The following is a 21,872-nucleotide window of genomic DNA, read 5'->3' on the forward strand; positions in this document are numbered from 1 at the left end:
GCTATGCCTGCGCCAAAAGTAATTTGGCTTGAAGGTATTGTTCTCGTCCTATCCCTTTGGCTAGTTCAGTATGGGGGAAATACAGTGCATAGGCATACTGCAACTGCTCACATTGTTCAACCAAGCCCATCATCAAGCTTAACTTTTCTTCATGCGAAGGACTCGGCATATGTGCATAGTGGATGTCTAAACTGTGTTGATCCTGATGTTGCTCAAAGACTTTAATAAATAAACCTTGTCCTTGTGCCACTTGTTTCCATGAAACCGCCTGTAAAGAGTCACCCTCTTTAAAATTTCGTAATTCTCGGAATTCATCCATGTCCGGTTCAAAACTGTGCTGTTGCTGTTTATTTTCAGCCGCTAAAGACTTAGTTTTAGGCGCGATCCACACAGGTGCTTGGATAAAAAAATAACTCCATGCACGAACGAGGCCAAATGGATAAGTCGAATATATTTTAATCTCTGGAAAACTAAACTGTCCGCGCGCTTTTGGAAAAAAATTTAAATCGAACACCTGATGGGTATCTTGAATAAACAACTGTTCTATATGATCAGCATAAGCGAGCCAAAGATATCGAGGCTGTGAATGATGTTGTTTGAAATGCATTTGTAATTGCAATGCACTCTCAACCTGCCCTATTTCAGGCAATACAAGGTCAATACTTAACCCATGTAGCTGTTTAAAGGTCAAATAAAAACTCATACATAGCACAGCACTGATTAAAAAACAAAACGCTAAAATTAAGTTATTGGCATAATTCACCCCAGCAATAAAGGTGATTAAAATCAGCACCACATACAAATATCCTTGCTGATAAATAAACACCAGTACATCTTTTTGGGTCAGTTGTTTTTCAGCTTTAAATTGAAAGCGTTTATTGATCCAGTTTTGCCACAGCATGCGTCAGCTTATCCTATCAGTGAACTTTGACTTGCTTCATCAGTTGCTCAGTTTCAGCTTCACCCAGCCCTATTCGATGCGCGGTCACTGCGACAAATACAGCCTGTACATCATCGGGTGTAACAAATGCACGGGCTTTAACCACAGCATATGCTTGTGCTGCTTTCTTCAAAGCCAGTACGCCACGAGTCGATAAACCATGTCGACCTTTACGGGTCTCAGCCGCCAAATCTAAAATATAATCCAAGACTTCTTCAGATAAATAAATCTGTGGCACCAACACTTGTAAGGTGAGAATGTCTTGTTCAGAGAATACAGTCATCAACTGCTGAATCAAATCATGACGGGATTGATGCTGCAATAAAGCCTTTTCTGCCTGACGTGATGGATAACCCAAAGATAAACGCATAAGAAAACGGTCGAGCTGAGACTCTGGTAGTGCATAGGTTCCACTTTGAAAAAGTGGGTTTTGCGTTGCAATCACCCAAAAAGGCTGCGGTAGTACATAACGACTTGCATCAATCGTCACCACACCCTCTTCCATCGCCTCTAAAAGTGCACTCTGTGTTTTCGGACTACAGCGGTTAATTTCATCTGCAAGTAAAATTTGAGTAAAAATTGGCCCTTGCTTAAACTCAAACTGATGTTCTTTTTGGTTAAACATATTCACCCCAATCACATCGCTTGCCAGCATGTCATTGGTAAACTGAATCCGTTTAAATTGAAGGCCGGCCAAATGTGCCAAGCTACTGGCCAATGTGGTTTTGCCTAAACCGGGCAAGTCTTCAAACAAGATATGCCCACCTGCTAACAGGCTGCATAAAGCCAATTGGGTTTGTTGATCTTTATCTAAAACGATTTGATTGACTTGATTGAGGAATTCTTGGACTTTTGGATAAAAAACACTTAACTGTGATTCATCGAGCATGCTATGTTGCTGCGTTTCTACCGTTTTTTCTTTTCCCCAAAGCACCTTATTCTCCCCAATCAAAATATAAATCAAGGTTTAACATACAGGTTTTTCAACCATACTCAAAGGTGATCCTTATAAATCTTCAATGATTTGCGTATGAATGACTTCCCTCGCCTCAAGCTATTGTTTCGCTGCAGATTTCAACTGATCTTTTAAAGCATCTCCGCTCATTGAAAATGATGGAGATGATTTCTCTGCTTGCTTAATCAATTCTATGAGTCACGCATTGATTGGAGCCTGTCTACCACATTGCTCTGCGAGTTTTAGAACCTCACCATTAATCCAGTCAACCTCTGTAGGGCAACCTGCAATTAAATCATCTTGCATAGATGACCGAGCCAATGGATCGATTGCCAACATTTTACGACTTAATAATTTAAATAATGGATTAGGTAAACTCAGCAATTTGGGAATCAAATGGGTCGGAACTGCGGTTAACTTTGCAGGTTTAATCTGAGCAGAATCAAGCAGTGCTAAAGCTTCCTGCTGCGCCATTGCCACACATTGGCGATATTTACGAATCGACAATTGTTCCTTTAACGGTTTTTTTGACAATGCATTGATTGAATTATTTAAATTAAGTAAGAGCTTGGCCCACTGCACAGCCAGCATGTCTTTTTCAAAAACAATCTCTAAACCTGCTTTTTGAAATGCATTCTCAAGCAAATTTTGATTCGGATATTGCTTAACACTTAATGCACCAGAGGTACCTTGATGATAATGCCCAGCTTCTTGCGTGGCGACGTTAAAAGGAACCATCCCCTCTAAAATCATCTGCCCTTGCAAAACTCTTTTTAAAATAGGGACATTGCTTAAGCCATTTTGAAAACCGATGATCAGCGGTGTTTTAGCCCCTAAATATTCTTTGATTTCATGCGCAACTTGTTCCGTTGCTGCCGATTTCACACAAATAAAAACAACATCAGCATCCACAATCTGAGTAGGATCAGTCGTTAGTTTGAGTTGATGAGGTGCAAGTTTGATCTTTTTACCTAAATAATCAGTTAAGACTAAGCCGAATTGGGAAAGCTCTGCATGAATACGTGGACGCGTGATAAAAGTAACATCATTACCTGCAACAACCAACCTTCCGCCTAAATAACACCCAATGCTTCCAGCACCATAAATATATATTTTCATTCAATTTCCCTTTGCAAACATTCCAGTATTTTAAGAACTATAACAATCAAAAGCTGTCAAATATACGACATGAACCTTTTATGCCTCACACTCCGTGTTGCGTTATGATTTAAGCCGTGATGTAACAACTTGCTTCATGCAAAAAGTACACTGTCGAATCTAACACGAGCAACCGCATGTAATTGAGTATTTTCACTCGATTTTTCACAAAAAAACGGCACCGAAGTGCCGTCTTTCAATTGATTCATTACATTAACAAGGGCACTTTTTCATGCCATTCGTTGCAGATGGATAACGTGCATCCACACAATGACGATAAAAAGTTTTAGCATCCATCGCTTCTAAATCAGGATGGTGCTTTTTCATATGCTCCAAATAGTTTGGATAATCAGGCACCCCCACCATCAAGCGAAAACTTTGCTGCAAACGTTGCCACAATGTCGCAATTCGAGACCAATTTTTAGGGTTCAGAATCAAATCTTTCTGCGACATCACGGTCATTTTAATGATTTTATAAATCATCGTTTTTCCACTTTTAGCAAATTTTAGATTCATCTGACTCTCCTTAATGTCCAGCTTTTGATGGCTGAATGTCTTCAGGATCACGATAAATGGCTTCTGCTTCATGCACAGTCGGAACTGGGCTTGCCAATGCACGACGAATCACTCTAATCGCAGCAAAGAGCATCACAATCGCCACAATCATAAAGAATCCACACAGTGCAGCATTGATCTGATTCGACATCGCAACGGTTTGCATTTCAGCAACTGTTTTTGCTGGTGCTAAAATTTCATTGTTTGCAATTGCATTGTTAAAGCGTTCAGCTTGTGCCAAGAAACCAATTTTTGGATTTTCGTGGAAAATTTTCTGCCAGCCCGCGGTCATACAGGTTACCAACAAGAATACCGTCGGGATAATCGTGACCCATACATATTTCTCTTTCTTCATTTTGAAGAGGATAACCGTACCTAAGATCAATGCCATTGCCGCAAGCATCTGGTTACCCACACCAAACAGTGGCCATAAGCTATTGATGCCCCCGAGCGGATCGACGACACCTTGGTAAACAAAGAAGCCCCAACCTGAAACCGCAACTGCTGTACCCAACAAGTTTCCGAAGAAGTTATGTGAGTTTTTCACCGCAGGAATCACAATACCCACGGTATCTTGCACCATGAAACGACATGCACGCGTACCCGCATCAACTGCTGTTAAAATAAATAGTGCTTCGAATAAAATGGCAAAGTGATACCAAAACGCCATCATTTCACGGCTATTGAAAATTTCCGTAATGATGTGTGCCATACCAATAGCAAAAGTTGGCGCACCGCCAGTACGTGAAAGAATGGTACTTTCACCCACTTCTTGAGCCAGTAAAGTTAATGTTTCTGGAGTAACAACAAAACCTAAGTTACGAACAGCTTCAGCTGCGGTGTCTACACTTGTACCCAGTAAAGCGGCTGGTGAGTTAATCGCAAAATACACACCCGGATCAAGCACTGCGGCACAGATCAGAGCCATGATTGCAACAAATGACTCCATGAGCATACCGCCATATCCGATCATTCGAATATCACGTTCATTGTTCACAAGTTTCGGCGTGGTGCCTGACGACACTAAAGCGTGGAAACCTGAAATTGCGCCACAAGCAATGGTAATAAATAAGAACGGGAACATTGAACCTGCAAACACAGGGCCTGTACCATCAATAAATTGCGTGAATGCTGGCAGCTTCATTTCTGGCATTGCGAAAATAATACCGACTGCCAAACCTGCAATAACACCAATCTTTAGGAAGGTTGATAAGTAATCGCGTGGTGCAAGCAATAACCACACAGGTAGTGCTGAAGCCACGAAACCATAAATAATCAGCGCCCAAGTCAACTGAGTGCCCGACAGTGTAAAGAACGCACCCCAATATGGATGCTGTGCAATATTTTCACCGTAGACAATACCGAGCATCATCAAAACGAAACCAATAATAGATACTTCTGCAATTTTACCTGGGCGGATAAAACGCATGTAAATCCCCATAAAGAGCGCAATTGGAATCGTTGCCGCAATACTAAATACGCCCCATGGACTGTGTGCAAGTGCTTTGACCACGACCAATGCCAAAACTGCAAGGATAATAATCATTACCCCCAATGCACCAAGCATGACCACAATACCTGCAAAAGTTCCAAGCTCTTGCTTTGCCATTTCACCGAGTGAACGTCCATCACGACGAGTAGAAATAAACAACACCAAAAAGTCTTGTACTGCACCTGCAAGCACTACACCGACAAGTAACCAAATCGTGCCCGGTAAATAGCCCATTTGCGCTGCTAAAATAGGCCCTACTAATGGACCTGCACCTGCAATCGCTGCAAAGTGATGTCCAAATAGAACACTTTTGTTGGTTGGAACATAGTCCAGACCATCATTCAAACGATGCGCGGGAGTTAAGCGACGTTCATCAAGCTCAAAAACTTTATTTGCAATAAATAAACTATAGAAGCGATAAGCAATACTATAAATACAGCCCGCAGCAAGTACGAGCCAGATGGCATTGACATGCTCACCACGACTGAGTGCCAATATCCCAAAAGAGACTGCACCGACGATGGCTACCAGTAGCCAGATGATTTTTGAAGTCAGGGTTGACTTCGGCCGAACAGATTCCATTTCAATCCCTCATATTTGTTGCATTCAATCAGCGTCTTTAATTATTCGAGGTACTGCTGTTTTCCTTTGCGACTTTACTCTGCATCTCCTTGTTTTGATCTAATACTTTGGCATAAAAAAAGGGATGATTTTCATCATCCCTTCCGATAATAGTCTATTTTTAAACCATTATGCACGTTCTAAATAATCGCCAGTACGAGTATCTACACGAACGCTTTCTTCTTGCTGTACAAATAATGGAACACGTACTACAGCACCTGTTTCCAATTTTGCAGGTTTACCACCACCGCCAGAAGTATCACCACGTACACCCGGATCAGTTTCAACAATTTTCAAAACTACGAAGTTTGGTGGGTTTACTGTTAACGGCACGCCATTGAACAACATAATGGTACATTTTTCATTTGAATCATCTTTTAACCATTTTGCAGCATCGCCCATTGCTGTTTTGTCAGCAGCGATCTGTTCAAATGATACAGGATCCATGAAATTCCACATTTCGCCGTCATTGTACAAGTATTCCATTTCTACTTCTACAATGTCAGCCGCTTCTAAAGAATCACCAGACTTAAATGTTTTTTCTAAAACTTTACCAGAACGTAAATTACGTAGTTTTACGCGGTTAAATGCTTGACCTTTACCTGGCTTTACATATTCATTTTCCATGATTGAACATGGGTTACCATCAAGCATAACCTTAAGGCCTGACTTGAAATCATTCGTAGAATAATAGGCCATGACTGGCGCACTCCAAACTAACTAACTTAAATATTTATGTCTTTATCTTAGACACCAAAGCTTTGAAAAGCTGGGCTGTAAAGATAGGGCATCTTTTTTGATGCCTCGTATTGTAAATGAGCAAGGTGTTATGAAGCAATGAAAATCCACTGCCTATAAGCCGAAGATCTTGATAAAATAGCCCCGTTCCGCGTGTTTTTGTGTATTGAAAAAGCCTTTTTAGACCGCACACATCCGAACAACTCGTTTTGACATCACTCGATTTGATGACCTAACTTTCTTTTGACATAGTATTTGACCCCTTATTGCATGACTCATTATTTGTACCAAGAGCAAAATTGGCAAGCTCAACTCAGTGATTTAATTACTGACCCTTTAGAATTACTTAACATTCTAGAGCTTTCTCCTGAGCAACTGCTGTCAGGCGCACTGCTTGCATCAATCCAATTTAAACTCCGTGTTCCCCGTGCTTTTGTGACAAGAATGCAAAAAGGTAATCCGCTTGATCCTTTACTCCTTCAAGTCCTGCCCCATCATCTTGAGCTTGAAGAACATCCCGACTTCGTGACCGACCCCTTGGGTGAGGAACAAGCCAACCAACAACCCGGTGTTTTACACAAATATAAAACTCGTTTCTTACTGACACTGACTGGGGCATGTGCCGTTCATTGTCGTTACTGTTTTCGTCGACATTTCCCCTATCAAGAGAACCTACCAAAGTCAGAAGATTGGATCAATATTCAACACTATATTCAGTCGCAACCTGACATTAATGAAGTCATTTTGAGTGGTGGAGACCCCTTAACGCTGTCCAATCGTAAAATAAAATTATGGATTGAACGCTTAGAAAGTATTCCTCAACTTAAATTTTTGAGAATTCACTCACGAGTTCCTATCGTAATGCCTAACCGTGTCGATGATGAGCTAATTTCCATCTTAAAAAACAGTAGGCTGCGCATTATTCTAGTGGTACACTCAAATCATGCATCGGAATTGGATGATTTTACCTGCCGTCAATTACAGCAATTAGTCGCAGAAAAAATCACCGTTTTCAATCAGGCGGTTTTATTGAAAGGGATCAATGATCACGTTCAAATTTTGACAGATTTGAGCTACCGTTTATTCGATGCAGGTGTATTGCCATACTATTTACATGTTTTAGATAAAGTAAAAGGGGCTCACCATTTTGATTTAAACCCGCAAGATATTGATTTCTTATACCAAGGATTATTGGCGAATCTACCCGGCTATCTGGTTCCCAAGCTGGTCAGGGAAATTGCGGGAGAAAAGAATAAGACACCACTTTTCGGGGTTTCAACTTTTTGAGTTAAATAATAACGATGATGACGACGAGTACTTCAGATATCTTCCAAAAACCAACCGAATTAAAGTTGGATAAGCTTAGTTTCTGCCCAAGCACAGTCAAAGGCTTACAAGAATGGTTGGCAAACTTATCCATTTTACAATTGGGTGACTCTTCTCGCTCCTTATTTCAAGCATTACTTGAAGTCTCCGAACTTCAAGTCAGTGAAACACTTCGCTTTGATTTGGTTCAAGTACTGCATCCGAATTTGGAAAATGTGCTTACCAGCTTAGAAAAACATTTTTTTAATCAAGGCCTCATCACCACTGACCGAAATGACCATATTATTGAGCTTGCCTTATTAATGCGTAGTCATTTTGCTAAAGTCTATATCGACATTGCAAAACGTGTTTCTCAGCAAATCACTCAAAATAAGTTTTCTCTATTTGCTTTTAATCAAAAAAAGAACCTACAAACGGCTCGAACCGTATCGAGTTATTATGCTTTACAACAACTGTCACTGTTGTTGTACCAACAACACTTGCTCTATAGTTCCCCTATTCCGGGTCAGTGGCTAGCGGCTCATCAGCTCTTAGATTCTGCTATCCAAAATAACTTCTATTTGACCAACATTAATCAAATACAAGGTACACAGCATCAACTCAACAATATTAGCCAAGCCTATGCGCAGCTCATTCTATTGGATATTTTTAATACCCATCAAATCCGTCCAGGTGAGATTCAAGGGCTATTTTTGTGTAGTTTTGATTGGGCGAAACTGATTCAAATATTACCTAAAGAAACCACCTTATCTCGCTATATTGTCGATGCATCAAAAGACTATCCACCGACCTATAATTCTCAAAAAAACAGTCATATTCAACCCAATATTTTTATCTCGACGCAAGCCCTGCTTGATCATCTCTCAGAGATGCAAACTAAACGCGCTGAGCCACTGTCTCGCGATGAGAAGATTTTCCTTACCCCTGCTTTGCATTTTCACATTCATAACTTATTGACCAATAATATTGAACGTAAGCATGAACGTTATGAATACTCAGCCCAATTACAAATTTGTTTTGGTCTGTCAGTCGCACATTTTTATTTGTCTAAAGGCAAAAATTTTAATGAAACTTTAGAGCTAGAAAGTAACTACAACTTTCAGAATGAAAGTCACGTGATCAACTCCATGAACAGTAATATTCCTGTGGAGACAAGTTCTGCTCGTATGATTGATCGTGAATCGAAACAAATCTACCCTGCCGAAGTTTTAGATATTAGCGTGAATGGTTACCGTATTCGTTGGACTGGACCAACACCTGCACATTTAAAAACAGGTGAGTTTATTTTGGTCCAAGAAAATGCGCATAGCCAATGGCGCGGTGGTGTGATTCGCTGGATTAAACAATCAAGTGAAAAAAGCTTGGAACTAGGGTTAGAAATCTTAGCGCAAGATCTTTTCCCATGTGCCGTAATGGTAAAAACAGACCGAACCACTCAGAACTATCAACCTGCGTTATTGGTACAAACGTCCCAGCTTGATGAACTACAGACTAGTCTTATTGTCCCGGGTTCGAATATGTACCGAGAAAAACAAACCATTCACTTACGCCTAGGTGATGAAGATCTTAAAATTTATTTAGTAAAAGCACATTTAATTACACAAAGTTTTATTCGTTTTGATTATGAATTGTTGAATGACCAACAAGAACCATTGGTTCAAAGTTTTATTCAAAAGCAAATGAATGCTATTAAGAATCACGATTTATGGGAAGCATTGAAGTGAGAAATCCATTATTATCTAAAAAGTTAAAACGTACGGAAACACGTTTACTCATTATTGATGATAATCAGATCCGTTATAACCAAATTCGTGACCTTTTAACTTCTAGCGATCATCAAGTTCATGCCACTTTACTGGATGACTTACAAAACTTTGAAAAACAGCTTCATCTGCCTTGGGATGTGGTGATTTTTGGTCGTGCTTATGACCTAAAGTATGAACAAGCACTGACTTTGATTCGCAACTCTAACCAAGTCAATTTACCACTGATTTTATTAAAGCCCGATGAATATCAATCAACCCAATACGCAAGTTTTATTCGTAAAGGGGTCTATGATATTTTGGACTTAGAAGAAGCGGATAACTTTTACTTAGGTCTACTACGTGCGTTGTCATTAAGTCGTTTATTGCAAAGCCAACAACAACTCATGAATGAGCTTGAAACAGCGCAAAGCCAAGCACAGGCTTTAGTTGAAGAAAGCAATAAAGCCATTGCTTTAATTCAAGAAGGGATTCATGTTTCAGCCAATGCTGAATACTTACAACTGTTCGGCCTAAGCTCTGAAGATGATATTATTGGTCAACCCCTGCTTGATATTCTCCAGCCGAAAGATGTAAACGATTTCAAAATCCGTTTTAAGAAAATTTCACAAGGTCAGTTTGATTTAGGTGCTTTTGAAGTTGCTACTCTCAATAATAATGCCCAAGCTAAAAATCCTTTAAAAGTTGAATTTTTAGCCGCGCCTGAAGATGATGCACTCCAACTGACGATTGAAGTCGAATCTGAACGCACCGCTGCTCCATCGGTCAACACTGAAAAACACGTAATAAAACCTAATACGTATCAACAAATTAACCGTGCCATGACCAAGCAACCCTCTGATCAGAATGCTTTGGTTAGCTTTGCACTCAGCTCTTGTCCAGATGAAATTTTTAAAGCCAACTGGGCAACTACGCGTGATTATTTTAACAATATTTACAGCTTTTTAAATGAACAGACTCATATTCCTCTATTTAAGGCGAGTGGGCAAACTATCGTTGGTTTATTCCAAGCAGAATCACAGGCCAAACTCGAATCCAAGCTGATTGCGTTAAATGCGCTCACCAAACCACAGCTCATCACGGTAGAAAACAATAGCTATCCAGTAAATTTGCGCATTGGCTACACTTTATTGAAAGGTGAAATTTCAAATCAAGATCAGTTTGAACACTTACTGTGCTCAGCCTTTAAAACCGCTTTACCGACCAATCAAGACGATTGCGAAATTGAGCAAAAAGCCAGTATTGACATGCCTGTGATTGAGTTGATTAATCCTACAGTCAGCGATATTTTAGACACTCAAAAAACAGCAAATGAACCTACGGTACTTAAAGCTTTACATCTAGCTTTAGAGCGTGGTGAGATTCATCTTAAATATCAACAGCTTTACGACAAAGAAGACACTAATTTATACACCTATGAGGTTACCAGTGGCTTTATTTATGGTAATACGTGGAAAGATATATCAAGCCTCAAAGAGTTAAGTGAAGACCACGAACTGTCTATTAAACTTGACCGCTGGATTTTAGTTGAGTCGTGTAAACAGCTACACAATTTTATCACTCAGTATCCTGAAGCAAAGTTGATTGTAAACTTAAACAAAGCCGTACTGTTGAATGACCGCTCTTTCCCTGAGTTTATCGCCAAACTGATTACCATTGTACGCAGTAAGTTAAGTCACCCAATTACCCTTCAGTTCTCTGAGGATGATATCAGCCAGAACATTGCTGAAGCACAAAAATACATTGCCCAGCTTCGCCAATATGGTGCTGAAGTTTCGATTCGTGACTTTGGTAATAGTATTTATAGTGAATCGATCCTACGTCAGCTCGATATCAACAATCTCACTTTACATGAAAACTTAACTCGCATGCTCAGTAGCGACGCCAACACGGAAGAGTTGCAAGAAAAAGTTGCGGTATACCATCAATTGAAAAACATTCAAATTATGCTGCGTGATCTGAATGATATGACTTCGTTTGCCAATGCATGGAATGTCGATGCCCGCTTTATTCAAGGCGATTATTTCCAGAAGAAACTCGATCATCTGATTGACGTTCAGGATCAGTAAAGGTTAAACCTTGGATCATAGCCTCTAAATTTCAAGACCTCTATATGAGGTCTTTTTATTTATGATCTAGCTATCGGTCCTATGACTCTGTATCCAAATCATAGGCATAAAAAAACGGGCAAATGCCCGTTTTTTTCTTTTGCTATTAGTCGCGTTTGATAGAACGTGACATGCCAGCAAAACGTTGTTTGAACTTGTCGATACGACCGCCAGTGTCAACGTTCTTTTGCTTACCAGTGTAGAATGGGTGGCAAGCTGAACATACGTCTAGGTAAACAGTTTCTTTACCAAGTGCTGAACGAGTTTCGATTACGTTACCGCAAGAACATGTAGCAACTAAAGTTTGGTATTTTGGGTGAATATCGGCGCGCATCGTCGATTACTCCATAAAAATTAAAGAAGGTTTTGCTGTCATCGCAATTGATCACTCTCAAAATTGAGGAAAGGGCCACTTAATTAAATTAAGTTGCAGATCAACACCATAACAGACCATTCTTTTGGCCCACCGAGACGGATACCGTCAGAGCTAAGCACAACAAGTGGCAAATATTATACGAGATATAGTATCAGATAGCCAATTATTCTTTCGTTTCAATTTCAGATTGCTTGGCCCAATAGTTAGCAATAATCCCACACACCATCAGCTGTATTTGATGAAAAATCATAATCGGTAAAACAATCATCCCCAAAGGTTGTCCAATAAAAAGAATCTGTGCCATTGGAACGCCACTGGCTAAGGTCTTTTTTGAACCACAGAAAAAAATGGTTTTCTGATCAGCACGATTAAAGCCCAACCAACGTGGTAAAAACAACCCAAGTAACATAATAATCGTCAATAGGACCGAACACACAATAATCAATAGGATTAAAGTACCGACACTCACCTCTTGCCATAGGCCCGCTACCACCGCACCGCTGAAAGCACCGTACACCACCATTAATATCGACCCCTGATCGAATGCTTTGACAATGCTTGGCATTTTTTGCATATACGGAAATACATATGGTCGAAGTAACTGTCCAAGGACAAATGGAACCAACAGCAATAAAGTGATTTGAAGTATAGACGAGGTTGGATCAAAACCATGCTCTGATTGCCCCAAAATGAAAAAGGCCACCATCACAGGGGTAATAAACATCCCGATCAAATTCGAGAATGAAGCACTACATACCGCCCCAGCCACATTGCCTTGCGCGACCGAAGTAAACGCAATTGAAGACTGTACTGTCGATGGCAAAAAGCACATAAACAAAAAGCCCCAATATAACTCCTGCCCAAGTAGTGGTACCAATACAGGTTTAGCAAGTAAACCTAAAACTGGAAAAAGGATGAAGGTAAATGCAAAAACCAACGCGTGGAGTTTCCAATGCATCATGCCCTGAATCACGGCTTCACGGGATAGTTTAGCGCCATGCAAAAAGAACAATATCGCAATCGCGACCGTCGTCAGTACACCAAATACACTGGCAGCTTGACCTGAAACAGGGACAAAGCTGGCTAAGAGCACCATAACAAATAGCAATAACGTAAACCGATCGAGTGCCAATAATTTCAACATACCAACATCCTGTCATTCCTCTAAAAATGAAAAAGCCCAGTGACTAATTTACCTTTGGGTAAATTCATCTTACTGAGCTATATAAATAAAGCTAGCGTTTACAGGATATGTTCAATATTTTTTTAATTAATACTGTGCATACACGCTGCATATGACCTAATAACGGCTTAGTTATTACGTGCATTATTATCTTGTTGAATCAGTTCAATTTTATAACCATCCGGATCTTCTACAAAGGCAATAACCGTTACACCACCCTTCATTGGTCCAGCTTCACGCACGACATTGCCACCGCGTGCTTTGATTTCCTCACAAGCTTTATATGCATCGTCTACAGCAATGGCAATATGACCATAAGCATTGCCCAATTCATAACTGTCCGTATCCCAGTTATGCGTCAGCTCTAAAACCGTATGATTTTCTTCATCGCCATAACCCACAAATGCCAAAGTAAAACGACCTTCTTCATAATCACGCTTACGAAGCAAAGTCATACCAAGCACTTCAGTATAGAACGCCAAAGATTGTTCTAAATTGCCTACACGTAGCATGGTATGTAGCATGCGCATTGGAATTTTCCTCATGATTTATTCTCAGCCCCTAATATAGGCAAAGCCGTCCTATATTTCAAACCTCAACCACAAAAAAAGCAGCCACAAGGGCTACTTTTTTCATTCGAAACAAATCGATGCTTTAACTTTGCTCAGCGGCATGCTCACGTAGAAGTTTCGCCACCCAGACCACTAAGATTAAAATTGGGATTCCAATGAGTGTGGTCAGCAAGAAGAAATTTGGATAGCCAATATTGGACACAATTGTCCCTGAATATCCACCTAGTATTTTAGGTGTCAACGTCATCAATGAACTAAAAATCGCATACTGAACAGCAGTGAAAGATACGCTGGTCAAACTTGATAGAAATGCAATAAATGCAGCACCAGCTAAACCTGATGCCAAGTTGTCGACAATAATCGCAAAATACAGCCAGTTTGAACTATATTCCTTAATCACCTTCCCTTTAACTTCTAACTGCCCATCAACTGCTTTATTCAAATTAATCGGTTGAAGATCAAAATCTAAAGTTACAGATTTTGCAGCTGCGGGATCCACCTGATAATTCAGCGCAGTGTGTTGTTGCGCACGCTCATTTTGCATCAATATGGCATTCAGCTTTTTAGAGTTTGAATCAAGAAGCAGTTGAGCAGGGATTGCTGCGCTAAACACACCTTCTTTGTCTAACTTTGCATCAAAGCTTTGACCATCTAAGCTCAATTGAATACTTTGGTTTTCAGCCAGTGTAGCAAGGTATTGACCTCGTACCACGATACTTCCTTCAGACTCTCGTTGATCAATCACGTTATCAGCCGTGATCGGAAACAACAGTAATGCCGTAGATGCACCCGTTTGACTGATATAAGGCAATGTGACCGAGACAGGCTGTGAAGTACTATTCTGAAAACTAGCGGTTGCAGTTAGACTTTGATTTGCCTTGAGCTGCTCAACAGGAACCTTAATTGCCCATGCACCAGTCTCATCTGCTTGAGCTTTGAAACTTTGCTCACCAACATTGATCACAACATCATTTAAAGGTTGTCCTGATTTGACCAAACCAATAAAGATGAGATTGGTTGAACTGGCCAAGATTGCTCCGACAAACATCAACTTCATGATGTTCATGCGCTGCGCCAGTAGTCCTCCTAAAAATCCACCCACCAAACTAAAAATCACCCCATAAACTTTCACCGCTTCGGCAATCTGTTCTTTGGTAAAGTTTAAGTCTTGATAGAACACATTGGAGATCACACCTGCAATAATGTCGGAAATACGGTAAAAACCAATCAACAATAGCAATACCAACGCCAATTTCACGCCATAACGCTTAAAGAAGTCAGCAACAGGATTCACCCATGTTTCATAGGCCATTTGTTTGTTCACAGCACCCATTTTAACAAGGCTTGAACCCACCACAAATGCAACCGCACCAGAGCCAATAAAACGTAAAGCTTCAAAACAAAACAATGCAAAACTATCTTTGATCGACCAGAGCTGGATCAGCATTTCTGTTAACTTGCCTGAGTAAATATAACTCAGTACAAAACTCACCACAGACACAAAGAAAACTGCCACTAAACGATAATAATCTACTCGTTTATATTCTTTACGTACCCGATCAACTTGTGGCTCACGTATACACAATGTGGTTGCGATCCCGACCAACATGACCGCCGCCATTGCCAAATACGTCCACTTCCATGCCTCATAAATATAGTTGCCCTTAGCTGTACCCAAATAAGCCGCTAAAAATAACACACCCGCACCCGCAACGATCATGCCGATGCGGTAGCCTGCGTTATAGGTTGAAGCCAACACTGTTTGCATTTGCGTTTCTGCAAGCTCAATACGATAGGCATCAATCACAATATCTTGTGTCGCAGCAGAAAAACCTAAAAGCACAGCACCCGCAGCCATTTGGTAAAGATAGCTCTGACCAAGAGACGGATCTGAAAAAGCCATGATAGAAATGGCACAGATAATTAACAGTTGCGCGATCAATAACCAAGCACGGCGACGACCCAATAATTTGGTCAGCACTGGTACAGGTAATTCATCAACCAAAGGGGCCCAAACAAATTTGAATGAATAACCCAGAGCTGCCCAACTAAAAAAAGTCACAGCGCTCTTATCGATACCTGCCTCACCTAACCATAAAGATAAGCTCGAGAAAATTAACAGGATTGGAATACCTGCTGAGAAACCCAAAAACAGCATGATCAACGCACGGCGATCTAAAAATGCAGTAAAGGCGGATTTCCATCCTGAAGATTGTGTTGTCATTACGTTTTTGTTGTCTTAAAACCAATGCTGCTATTCAAACCCTTAATACAATTTGTTTCAACCTGATTTATAAAATCAATGTTCTATTTTTGTCGACAAACACTGCGACTTTGCTTGATCTTTTGCATTAAACCTGTATACCTTTAAGTTTCTAACGCAATCTTTCGTTTCGGATTTCAAAGTGACCCAAAAACACGATCAAATGAACTCTTCTTTATCTGCAAGTATCCAATTAAATCCTCCAGAAACTCTAGAAAATAACCTTAGTTCAGCATTTGACCAACCCGAAATTCAAACGACTTTAGCAAAGACTCAACTTCAAGCAGAGCAACTGACGCATAGCCCTGCTCTGGATAAGATTCCAGCCTCAACGCGTCGTATAAAACCACTCAATAATTTTTTAGGGCAAGACCGCGCACGTGCCTCAGTTGAAGCTGGTATTTCCTTACCTTACTCAGGCTATAACATTTTTGCAGTAGGTACTGCTGGACTAGGTAAGCGAACCATGGTGAAACGCTTACTCCAGCAACACGCCAAGAATATGCCAACACCAAACGATTGGGTTTACGTCTATAATTTTAAAAGTCCACGTCAACCGATTGCTTTAGAGCTACCTGCAGGTCAGGCAGTAAAATTTCAAACCATGTTGCATCAAACATGGCAAACCACACTAAAACAACTTGAACGTCGTTTTACTGCTGAAACCTACCACAACCGTATCGAAGCCATTCGCCAACAAACGGGTGATGTACAACAACAAGCACTAATTGAACTGACCAAAGAAGGTGAAGAACTCGACCTCAAACTGATCTCTCGTAATGATGAGCACTGCTTTATTCCCGTCCAGTATGTAGACGATAAAGTATTGGAAATGACGCAGGCCGACATCAATGCTTTAAGCTCGAAAGAACGTTCTGAAATTAATGCCAATATACGCCACATGGACAAAAAACTTGAACGTTTAGGCATGCATTTAGGCGACTTGGAAGAAGATGCCCGCGATAAAGTTCAAGTGTTGAACCGCGATATTGCCAAGCAAGTTTTATTACCTAAAGTCGAACAGTTACTGACTAAATTTGCTGAGGTTGAAGGCTTAAAAGACTATTTAAAATATTATGCTGAAGACATTATTAACAATGTCGAGGTGGTGCTCGAACAAGAAGAAGATGACTTTACCCCAGGCCTGTTTAGTCGTATCCCTTCACGCTACCAAGCCAATGTGATTGTGTCGCATAAACCCAATGCTGGTGCACCGGTTATTTTTGAAGACTTCCCAACTCACTACAATTTGCTTGGCCACGTAGAGCAACTGACTCAACATGGCACCATTACTACAGATTTTACTTTAATCCGCCCAGGGACATTGCATAAAGCCAATGGTGGTTTTTTAATGTTAGAAGCAGAACAACTGCTTGAACAGCCTTATGCATGGCAAGGTCTAAAACGCGCTTTAAAATCAGGCCAGTTAAAACTTTCTTCACTTGAGCATATGCTAACGCTGACAGGAAGTATCTCGATTGAGCCTGAAGCAATCCCGCTGAATTTGAAGGTGGTTTTACTCGCTGAGCCTGAAATTTACTATGAAATACTCGAAGTAGAACCTGAGCTTGGCAGTGTCTTTAAAATTCGTGCCGACTTTACTGATACGTTGCAGCGTAATGAAGTGAATGAACAAGCCTACATGCAGCTGATTGCAGACTATGTACAGGCTGATAAACTGCTTCCTTTTGATCGATCTGCCCTTTCTGCACTTTTGACTGACTCTAGTCGTCAAGCAGAAGATCAAAGCTCCTTATCCCTACATGCCCTCACATTGGGTGATTTGATTCGTGAAGCGCATCATCATGCCTTCCAATCAGGTGATAAGATGGTCTCGGATCAACACATTAATATGGCATTAGATCATCGTAAATATCGCTTAGGCTATTTACGTGAGCTCTATTGGCAGGATTTATCTCGTGGTACACAGCTCATCGAAACGCGTGGACACCGCCTTGGCCAAATTAACGCGCTTTCCGTCATTCACTATGCAGATGTTGAATTTGGCTTACCGTCACGTTTAACAGCCTCCGTGTATCAAGGCGGCGGCGATATTCTGGATATTGAGCGTAGCGTCGAACTCGGTGGCTCTCTGCATGCGAAAGGTGTGCTATTGATGTCATCGTTCTTAAAAGCACATTTTGGGCGTGAACAAACCCTACACTTTTCTGCCGCGCTTGCCTTTGAACAAAGCTATGGTCAAGTCGATGGTGACAGTGCTACGGTTGCAGAGCTGTCTGCTTTAATCTCAGCGATTAGCCAGCTCCCGATTGATCAATCTTGGGCGATTACTGGCTCAATGAACCAATTGGGTCAAGTTCAACCGATTGGTGGTGTCAATGCGAAAATTGAAGGTTTCTTCGATGCATGTAAACTCCAAGGTCTGACTGGTAAACAAGGTGTGATTATTCCGCGTCAAAATATGCAGCATTTAATGTTACGTAAAGATGTGATTGACGCGGTTTCAAATGGCCAGTTCCACATTCATGCTATAGATACGATTGATCAAGCGCTTGAACTACTTATGGCTCGACCAGTCGGCACTTTAGACAAAAAAGGACGCTACACCAAGAAGTCTATTTATGCGGCGGTGATGGATCAGCTAGATTATTGGCAAGCCATTGAAGACGGTGCTGAGTTTGAAGAAGAACCGAAGAAAAAGAAAAAAAAGAAGAAGGACAAAAAAAAGGCAAAAGCTGAAAAGAAGACCGTTGCAACTGAAAGTGCAGCGGAACAAACTCCTGAAGCCATAAGCACAGCAACTACAGCGCATTAACCCTTTCCCTCAAACAAAAAAAGCGCCTCAATGGCGCTTTTTTTTACAACTGAAGATTAAGCTTCAGGTGCTGGACTATGCTGTTCAACTAAAGGTTGTAATTCACCTTTTTGGAACATGTCTAGAATAATGTCACTACCACCAATCAACTCACCGTTGATCCATAACTGTGGGAATGTAGGCCAGTTTGCAATTTGTGGTAACAAAGCACGAATATCTGGATTTTCAAGAATATTCACATAAGCAAACGGACGACCAATTTGACTAAGCGCTTCTACAGCACGTGCAGAGAAACCACATTGTGGAAACTGTGGGGTGCCTTTCATATAAAGAAGTACAGCGTGTTTTGCAATTTGGTCACGAATTAACGCTTCGGTATCGCGTGCTTGTTCAGTCATTGATCAATCCTCAACTAATCTAACCCGCATTATACCCAAAACGTAGAAAAACAGTATGCCTAAAGCAATATTTCGACTTTTATTTAGATTTAGGCTTTAAAACTACAAGCATAATTGCTTAATATTGGATTTCACTTACCCTCTAACAGATAAGAGTTAGTCATGAATAACATTACCCTTGCTCCTGTACAAACTGATCAACCCTCTCATTTGATGCCAGTATTTGGCCGTCAGCCGATCAGCTTTGTCCGAGGTCGAGGCTCTTATCTGTACACTGAAGATGGTACTGAATACTTTGATGCGCTAACGGGCATTGCAGTCTGTGGTTTAGGCCATGCTCATCCTGTCATTGCGGAAGCGATTGCAGAACAAGCTGCAACGCTCATTCATACTAGCAACTTGTTTGAAGTGCCTTGGCAAACGGCTGCAGCACAAAAACTTGCTGAAGTTGCTGGCATGGAAGAAGTGTTCTTTTCAAACAGTGGTGCAGAATCCAATGAGGGTGCAATCAAAATTGCCCGTAAATTTGGCTACATGCAAGGCATTGCCAATCCAAAAATCATTGTTGCAGAACACTCTTTCCATGGTCGTACCATGGCAACGTTATCAGCAACAGGCAACAAAAAAGTCCAAGAAGGCTTTGGTCCATTGGTTGAAGGTTTTATTCGTGTCCCATTCGGCGACATTGAAGCCATTGAAGAAGCTGCAATTCAACATCCAGACATCGTCGCAATCTTTGTCGAACCAATTCAGGGCGAAGGTGGGGTCAACACTGCTCCGCAAGGCTTTAGCTATCTGGAAGAGATTCGTCAAATCTGTAATCAACACAACTGGCTGATGATGTTGGACGAAGTTCAAACAGGTAATGGTCGTACGGGCGAATACTTTGCTTACCAACACACCAACATCATTCCTGATGTACTCACCACAGCCAAAGGTTTAGGCAATGGCTTCCCCATTGGTGCGGTGATGACTCAAGGCCGTGGTGTAGGCGTATTGACCGCGGGTAACCACGGTTCTACGTACAGTGGTTCAGCATTGGGTTCGCGTGTGGTGTATACCATCATCGACATTATGCAAAAAGAAAACATCGTTCAAAATGCGGCTGAACAAGGTGCGTACATCGTAGAACAACTGCGTAACCAACTTGCCGATCAAAATGTGATTGTCCGTGGCTTTGGTTTGATGATTGGTGTGGAGCTACCAAAAGCATGTGGTGACTTGGTCAACATTGCTCGTGATGAATACCACACCATCATTAACGTTACTGCGGGTTCTGTGGTGCGTTTACTGCCGACCTTGAATATTACCAAAGATCAGGCGGATCAACTGATTGAACGTCTAGTGAAAATGATTAAAGCGTACTTAGCTTAAGACAAAAAAGTCTGGTTCTAAAATTGCTTTTTGCATATTTCGGAACCAGACTTTTTGAAATAAATCGGCCAACTAAATATTAAAGTTTTGGATCACGCATTTGCACCAAACTTGCATTGGTTTTAGTTAAGGTTTCTATCACTTTATTCATGACTGCTGGTACCAAGGCATCTGCCATTTGCGCAGCTTGTAAGCCTAACTTCTCACCTAAAGTCGGTTTCTTACGCGTTGAGATGACATAAACATCATGATCGGTCAGCAAATTAAGCAAATAAGCATCTGAAGTTTGTAACTGATCGACCAAATTCAAATCTAAAGCATCTTGTCCATACCAGTGCTCACCTGTCGCCACTTTCTCAACATTGAGCTGTGGACGATATTTTTCAACAAAGTGTTTAAACAGCACATGCGTCTGTTGTAACTCTTCTTCAAACTTCGCCTTACCTTCTGCTGTATTTTCACCAAACATCGTCACTGTACGTTTATATTGGCCTGCTGTGTACAACTCAAAATCGATATTGTGTTCTTTTAGCAGACGATTAAAGTTAGGAACTTGCGCGACCACACCAATTGAACCGACAACCGCAAAAGGTGCAGCAATAATCTGATTGGCGATACATGCCATCATATAACCGCCACTCGCTGCAACTTTATCGACGCAGATAGTGAGATTGAAACCTGCATCACGTAAACGTACCAATTGTGCAGCAGCCAAACCATAACTATGCACCATACCGCCTGGGCTTTCTAAACGCACCACAACGCGATCACGCCCTGCTTTGGCTGTCGCTAAAATCAAGGTGATTTCTTCACGTAAGCTTTCTACCGCTGTTGCCGCAGTATCACCTTTAAAATCTAGAATATAAACTTTTTGATTGGCCTTTTTACGATGACGTGACTCTTTCGCTAACTGCTGAGTCAGTTGCAGTAACTCTAGTTTAGAGGCTGTTGTTTGCGCTATTTTTTTACGTTGTTCATTAATACGCGCATTTAAATGTGTAATTCGAATTTCAGCGGGAAGTTTCGGTAAATGAAATAACATAGAAATTATATTCTCTAAAATAATACGTCGGTATATGACCTAGATTAGGTCAATGGCATTTTTTTTCAATAGCCATTTTTTGTTTTATTCTGTAATGCGTTATCTTTCACATTTAATCATTTATAAGATGAGTCAATATCTCAGACAGCACATCTTCGCATCTATTGTCCAATATGACTCTAATACACAATGTCCATTATCATGGCTATTTAATCACCAAACCAAATGCTCG

The 21,872-nt window shown here is 40.9% G+C and carries 16 protein-coding genes and 1 pseudogene; 5 read left to right on the forward strand and 12 right to left on the reverse strand.

Annotated elements, in window-relative coordinates:
- Window position 1 precedes the first annotated feature (1 nt).
- The 6 genes and pseudogenes from F986_RS07250 to efp all read right to left on the reverse strand — a co-directional run bounded on the left by F986_RS07250 (window position 2) and on the right by efp (window position 6,420).
- Window positions 2-901 carry a DUF58 domain-containing protein gene (locus tag F986_RS07250; RefSeq protein WP_004693569.1) on the reverse strand — a complete coding sequence of 300 codons (900 nt, stop codon included), beginning with the start codon at window positions 899-901 and terminating at the stop codon, window positions 2-4.
- 16 nt (window positions 902-917) lie between these two features.
- Window positions 918-1,874, reverse strand: coding sequence for an AAA family ATPase (locus F986_RS07255; protein ID WP_004693570.1), 957 nt, complete (start codon window positions 1,872-1,874; stop codon window positions 918-920).
- 120 nt (window positions 1,875-1,994) lie between these two features.
- Window positions 1,995-3,014: pseudogene (locus tag F986_RS07260) on the reverse strand (2-dehydropantoate 2-reductase).
- Window positions 3,015-3,266: 252 nt separating this feature from the next.
- Window positions 3,267-3,569 (reverse strand): YbdD/YjiX family protein, encoded by a 303-nt coding sequence (locus tag F986_RS07265; RefSeq protein WP_004693572.1) that lies wholly within the window; start codon window positions 3,567-3,569, stop codon window positions 3,267-3,269.
- Window positions 3,570-3,579: 10 nt separating this feature from the next.
- Window positions 3,580-5,682 (reverse strand): carbon starvation CstA family protein, encoded by a 2,103-nt coding sequence (locus F986_RS07270; RefSeq protein WP_004693573.1) that lies wholly within the window; start codon window positions 5,680-5,682, stop codon window positions 3,580-3,582.
- Between the two features lie 168 nt (window positions 5,683-5,850).
- The gene (gene efp, locus F986_RS07275) at window positions 5,851-6,420 is read right to left on the reverse strand and encodes an elongation factor P (protein WP_004693574.1); all 570 of its coding nucleotides are present in this window, start codon (window positions 6,418-6,420) and stop codon (window positions 5,851-5,853) included.
- A gap of 309 nt (window positions 6,421-6,729) precedes the next feature.
- Here efp and epmB point away from each other — a divergent pair, with 309 nt between their 5' ends.
- Genes epmB through F986_RS07290 form a run of 3 tightly spaced genes read left to right on the forward strand, consistent with a single transcriptional unit; the run spans window position 6,730 to window position 11,617 of the window.
- Entirely contained in the window at window positions 6,730-7,746 is a 1,017-nt protein-coding gene (gene epmB / locus F986_RS07280) for an EF-P beta-lysylation protein EpmB (RefSeq protein WP_004693575.1), read from the forward strand.
- A 17-nt stretch (window positions 7,747-7,763) separates the two neighbouring features.
- The gene (locus F986_RS07285) at window positions 7,764-9,509 is read left to right on the forward strand and encodes a hypothetical protein (RefSeq protein ID WP_026056434.1); all 1,746 of its coding nucleotides are present in this window, start codon (window positions 7,764-7,766) and stop codon (window positions 9,507-9,509) included.
- Window positions 9,491-11,617, forward strand: a complete 2,127-nt coding sequence (locus F986_RS07290; protein WP_004693577.1) for a sensor domain-containing phosphodiesterase — start codon at window positions 9,491-9,493, stop codon at window positions 11,615-11,617. The genes F986_RS07285 and F986_RS07290 overlap by 19 nt, the downstream gene beginning before the upstream one ends.
- 145 nt (window positions 11,618-11,762) lie before the next feature.
- Here the strand turns inward: F986_RS07290 and rpmE are convergent, their stop codons facing one another.
- The 4 genes from rpmE to F986_RS07310 all read right to left on the reverse strand — a co-directional run bounded on the left by rpmE (window position 11,763) and on the right by F986_RS07310 (window position 16,011).
- Entirely contained in the window at window positions 11,763-11,990 is a 228-nt protein-coding gene (gene rpmE / locus F986_RS07295) for a 50S ribosomal protein L31 (protein ID WP_004693579.1), read from the reverse strand.
- A 205-nt stretch (window positions 11,991-12,195) separates the two neighbouring features.
- Complete coding sequence (locus F986_RS07300) at window positions 12,196-13,176, reverse strand: bile acid:sodium symporter family protein (RefSeq protein ID WP_004693581.1); 981 nt, start codon at window positions 13,174-13,176, stop codon at window positions 12,196-12,198.
- A gap of 167 nt (window positions 13,177-13,343) precedes the next feature.
- Complete coding sequence (gloA, locus tag F986_RS07305) at window positions 13,344-13,745, reverse strand: lactoylglutathione lyase (protein ID WP_004693583.1); 402 nt, start codon at window positions 13,743-13,745, stop codon at window positions 13,344-13,346.
- 124 nt (window positions 13,746-13,869) lie between these two features.
- On the reverse strand, window positions 13,870-16,011 hold the full coding sequence (locus F986_RS07310; protein WP_004693584.1) for an AmpG family muropeptide MFS transporter: 2,142 nt from the start codon (window positions 16,009-16,011) through the stop codon (window positions 13,870-13,872).
- 181 nt (window positions 16,012-16,192) lie between these two features.
- Between F986_RS07310 and F986_RS07315 the strand changes: the two genes are divergently transcribed.
- Window positions 16,193-18,826, forward strand: a complete 2,634-nt coding sequence (locus F986_RS07315; protein ID WP_004693586.1) for a Lon protease family protein — start codon at window positions 16,193-16,195, stop codon at window positions 18,824-18,826.
- Window positions 18,827-18,882: 56 nt separating this feature from the next.
- On the opposite strand, the gene grxD is transcribed toward F986_RS07315, so the two are convergent.
- On the reverse strand, window positions 18,883-19,224 hold the full coding sequence (gene grxD / locus F986_RS07320; RefSeq protein WP_004693588.1) for a Grx4 family monothiol glutaredoxin: 342 nt from the start codon (window positions 19,222-19,224) through the stop codon (window positions 18,883-18,885).
- Between the two features lie 162 nt (window positions 19,225-19,386).
- On the opposite strand from grxD, the gene F986_RS07325 reads away from it, so the two are divergent.
- A complete protein-coding gene (locus F986_RS07325; RefSeq protein ID WP_004693590.1) occupies window positions 19,387-20,598 on the forward strand; it encodes an aspartate aminotransferase family protein in 1,212 nt (403 codons plus the stop codon).
- 79 nt (window positions 20,599-20,677) lie between these two features.
- Here the strand turns inward: F986_RS07325 and sohB are convergent, their stop codons facing one another.
- Window positions 20,678-21,649 (reverse strand): protease SohB, encoded by a 972-nt coding sequence (sohB, locus tag F986_RS07330; RefSeq protein WP_303620934.1) that lies wholly within the window; start codon window positions 21,647-21,649, stop codon window positions 20,678-20,680.
- Between the last annotated feature and the right edge of the window lie 223 nt (window positions 21,650-21,872).

It is taken from the genome of Acinetobacter johnsonii CIP 64.6 (assembly GCF_000368045.1).
Classification (GTDB): domain Bacteria; phylum Pseudomonadota; class Gammaproteobacteria; order Pseudomonadales; family Moraxellaceae; genus Acinetobacter; species Acinetobacter johnsonii.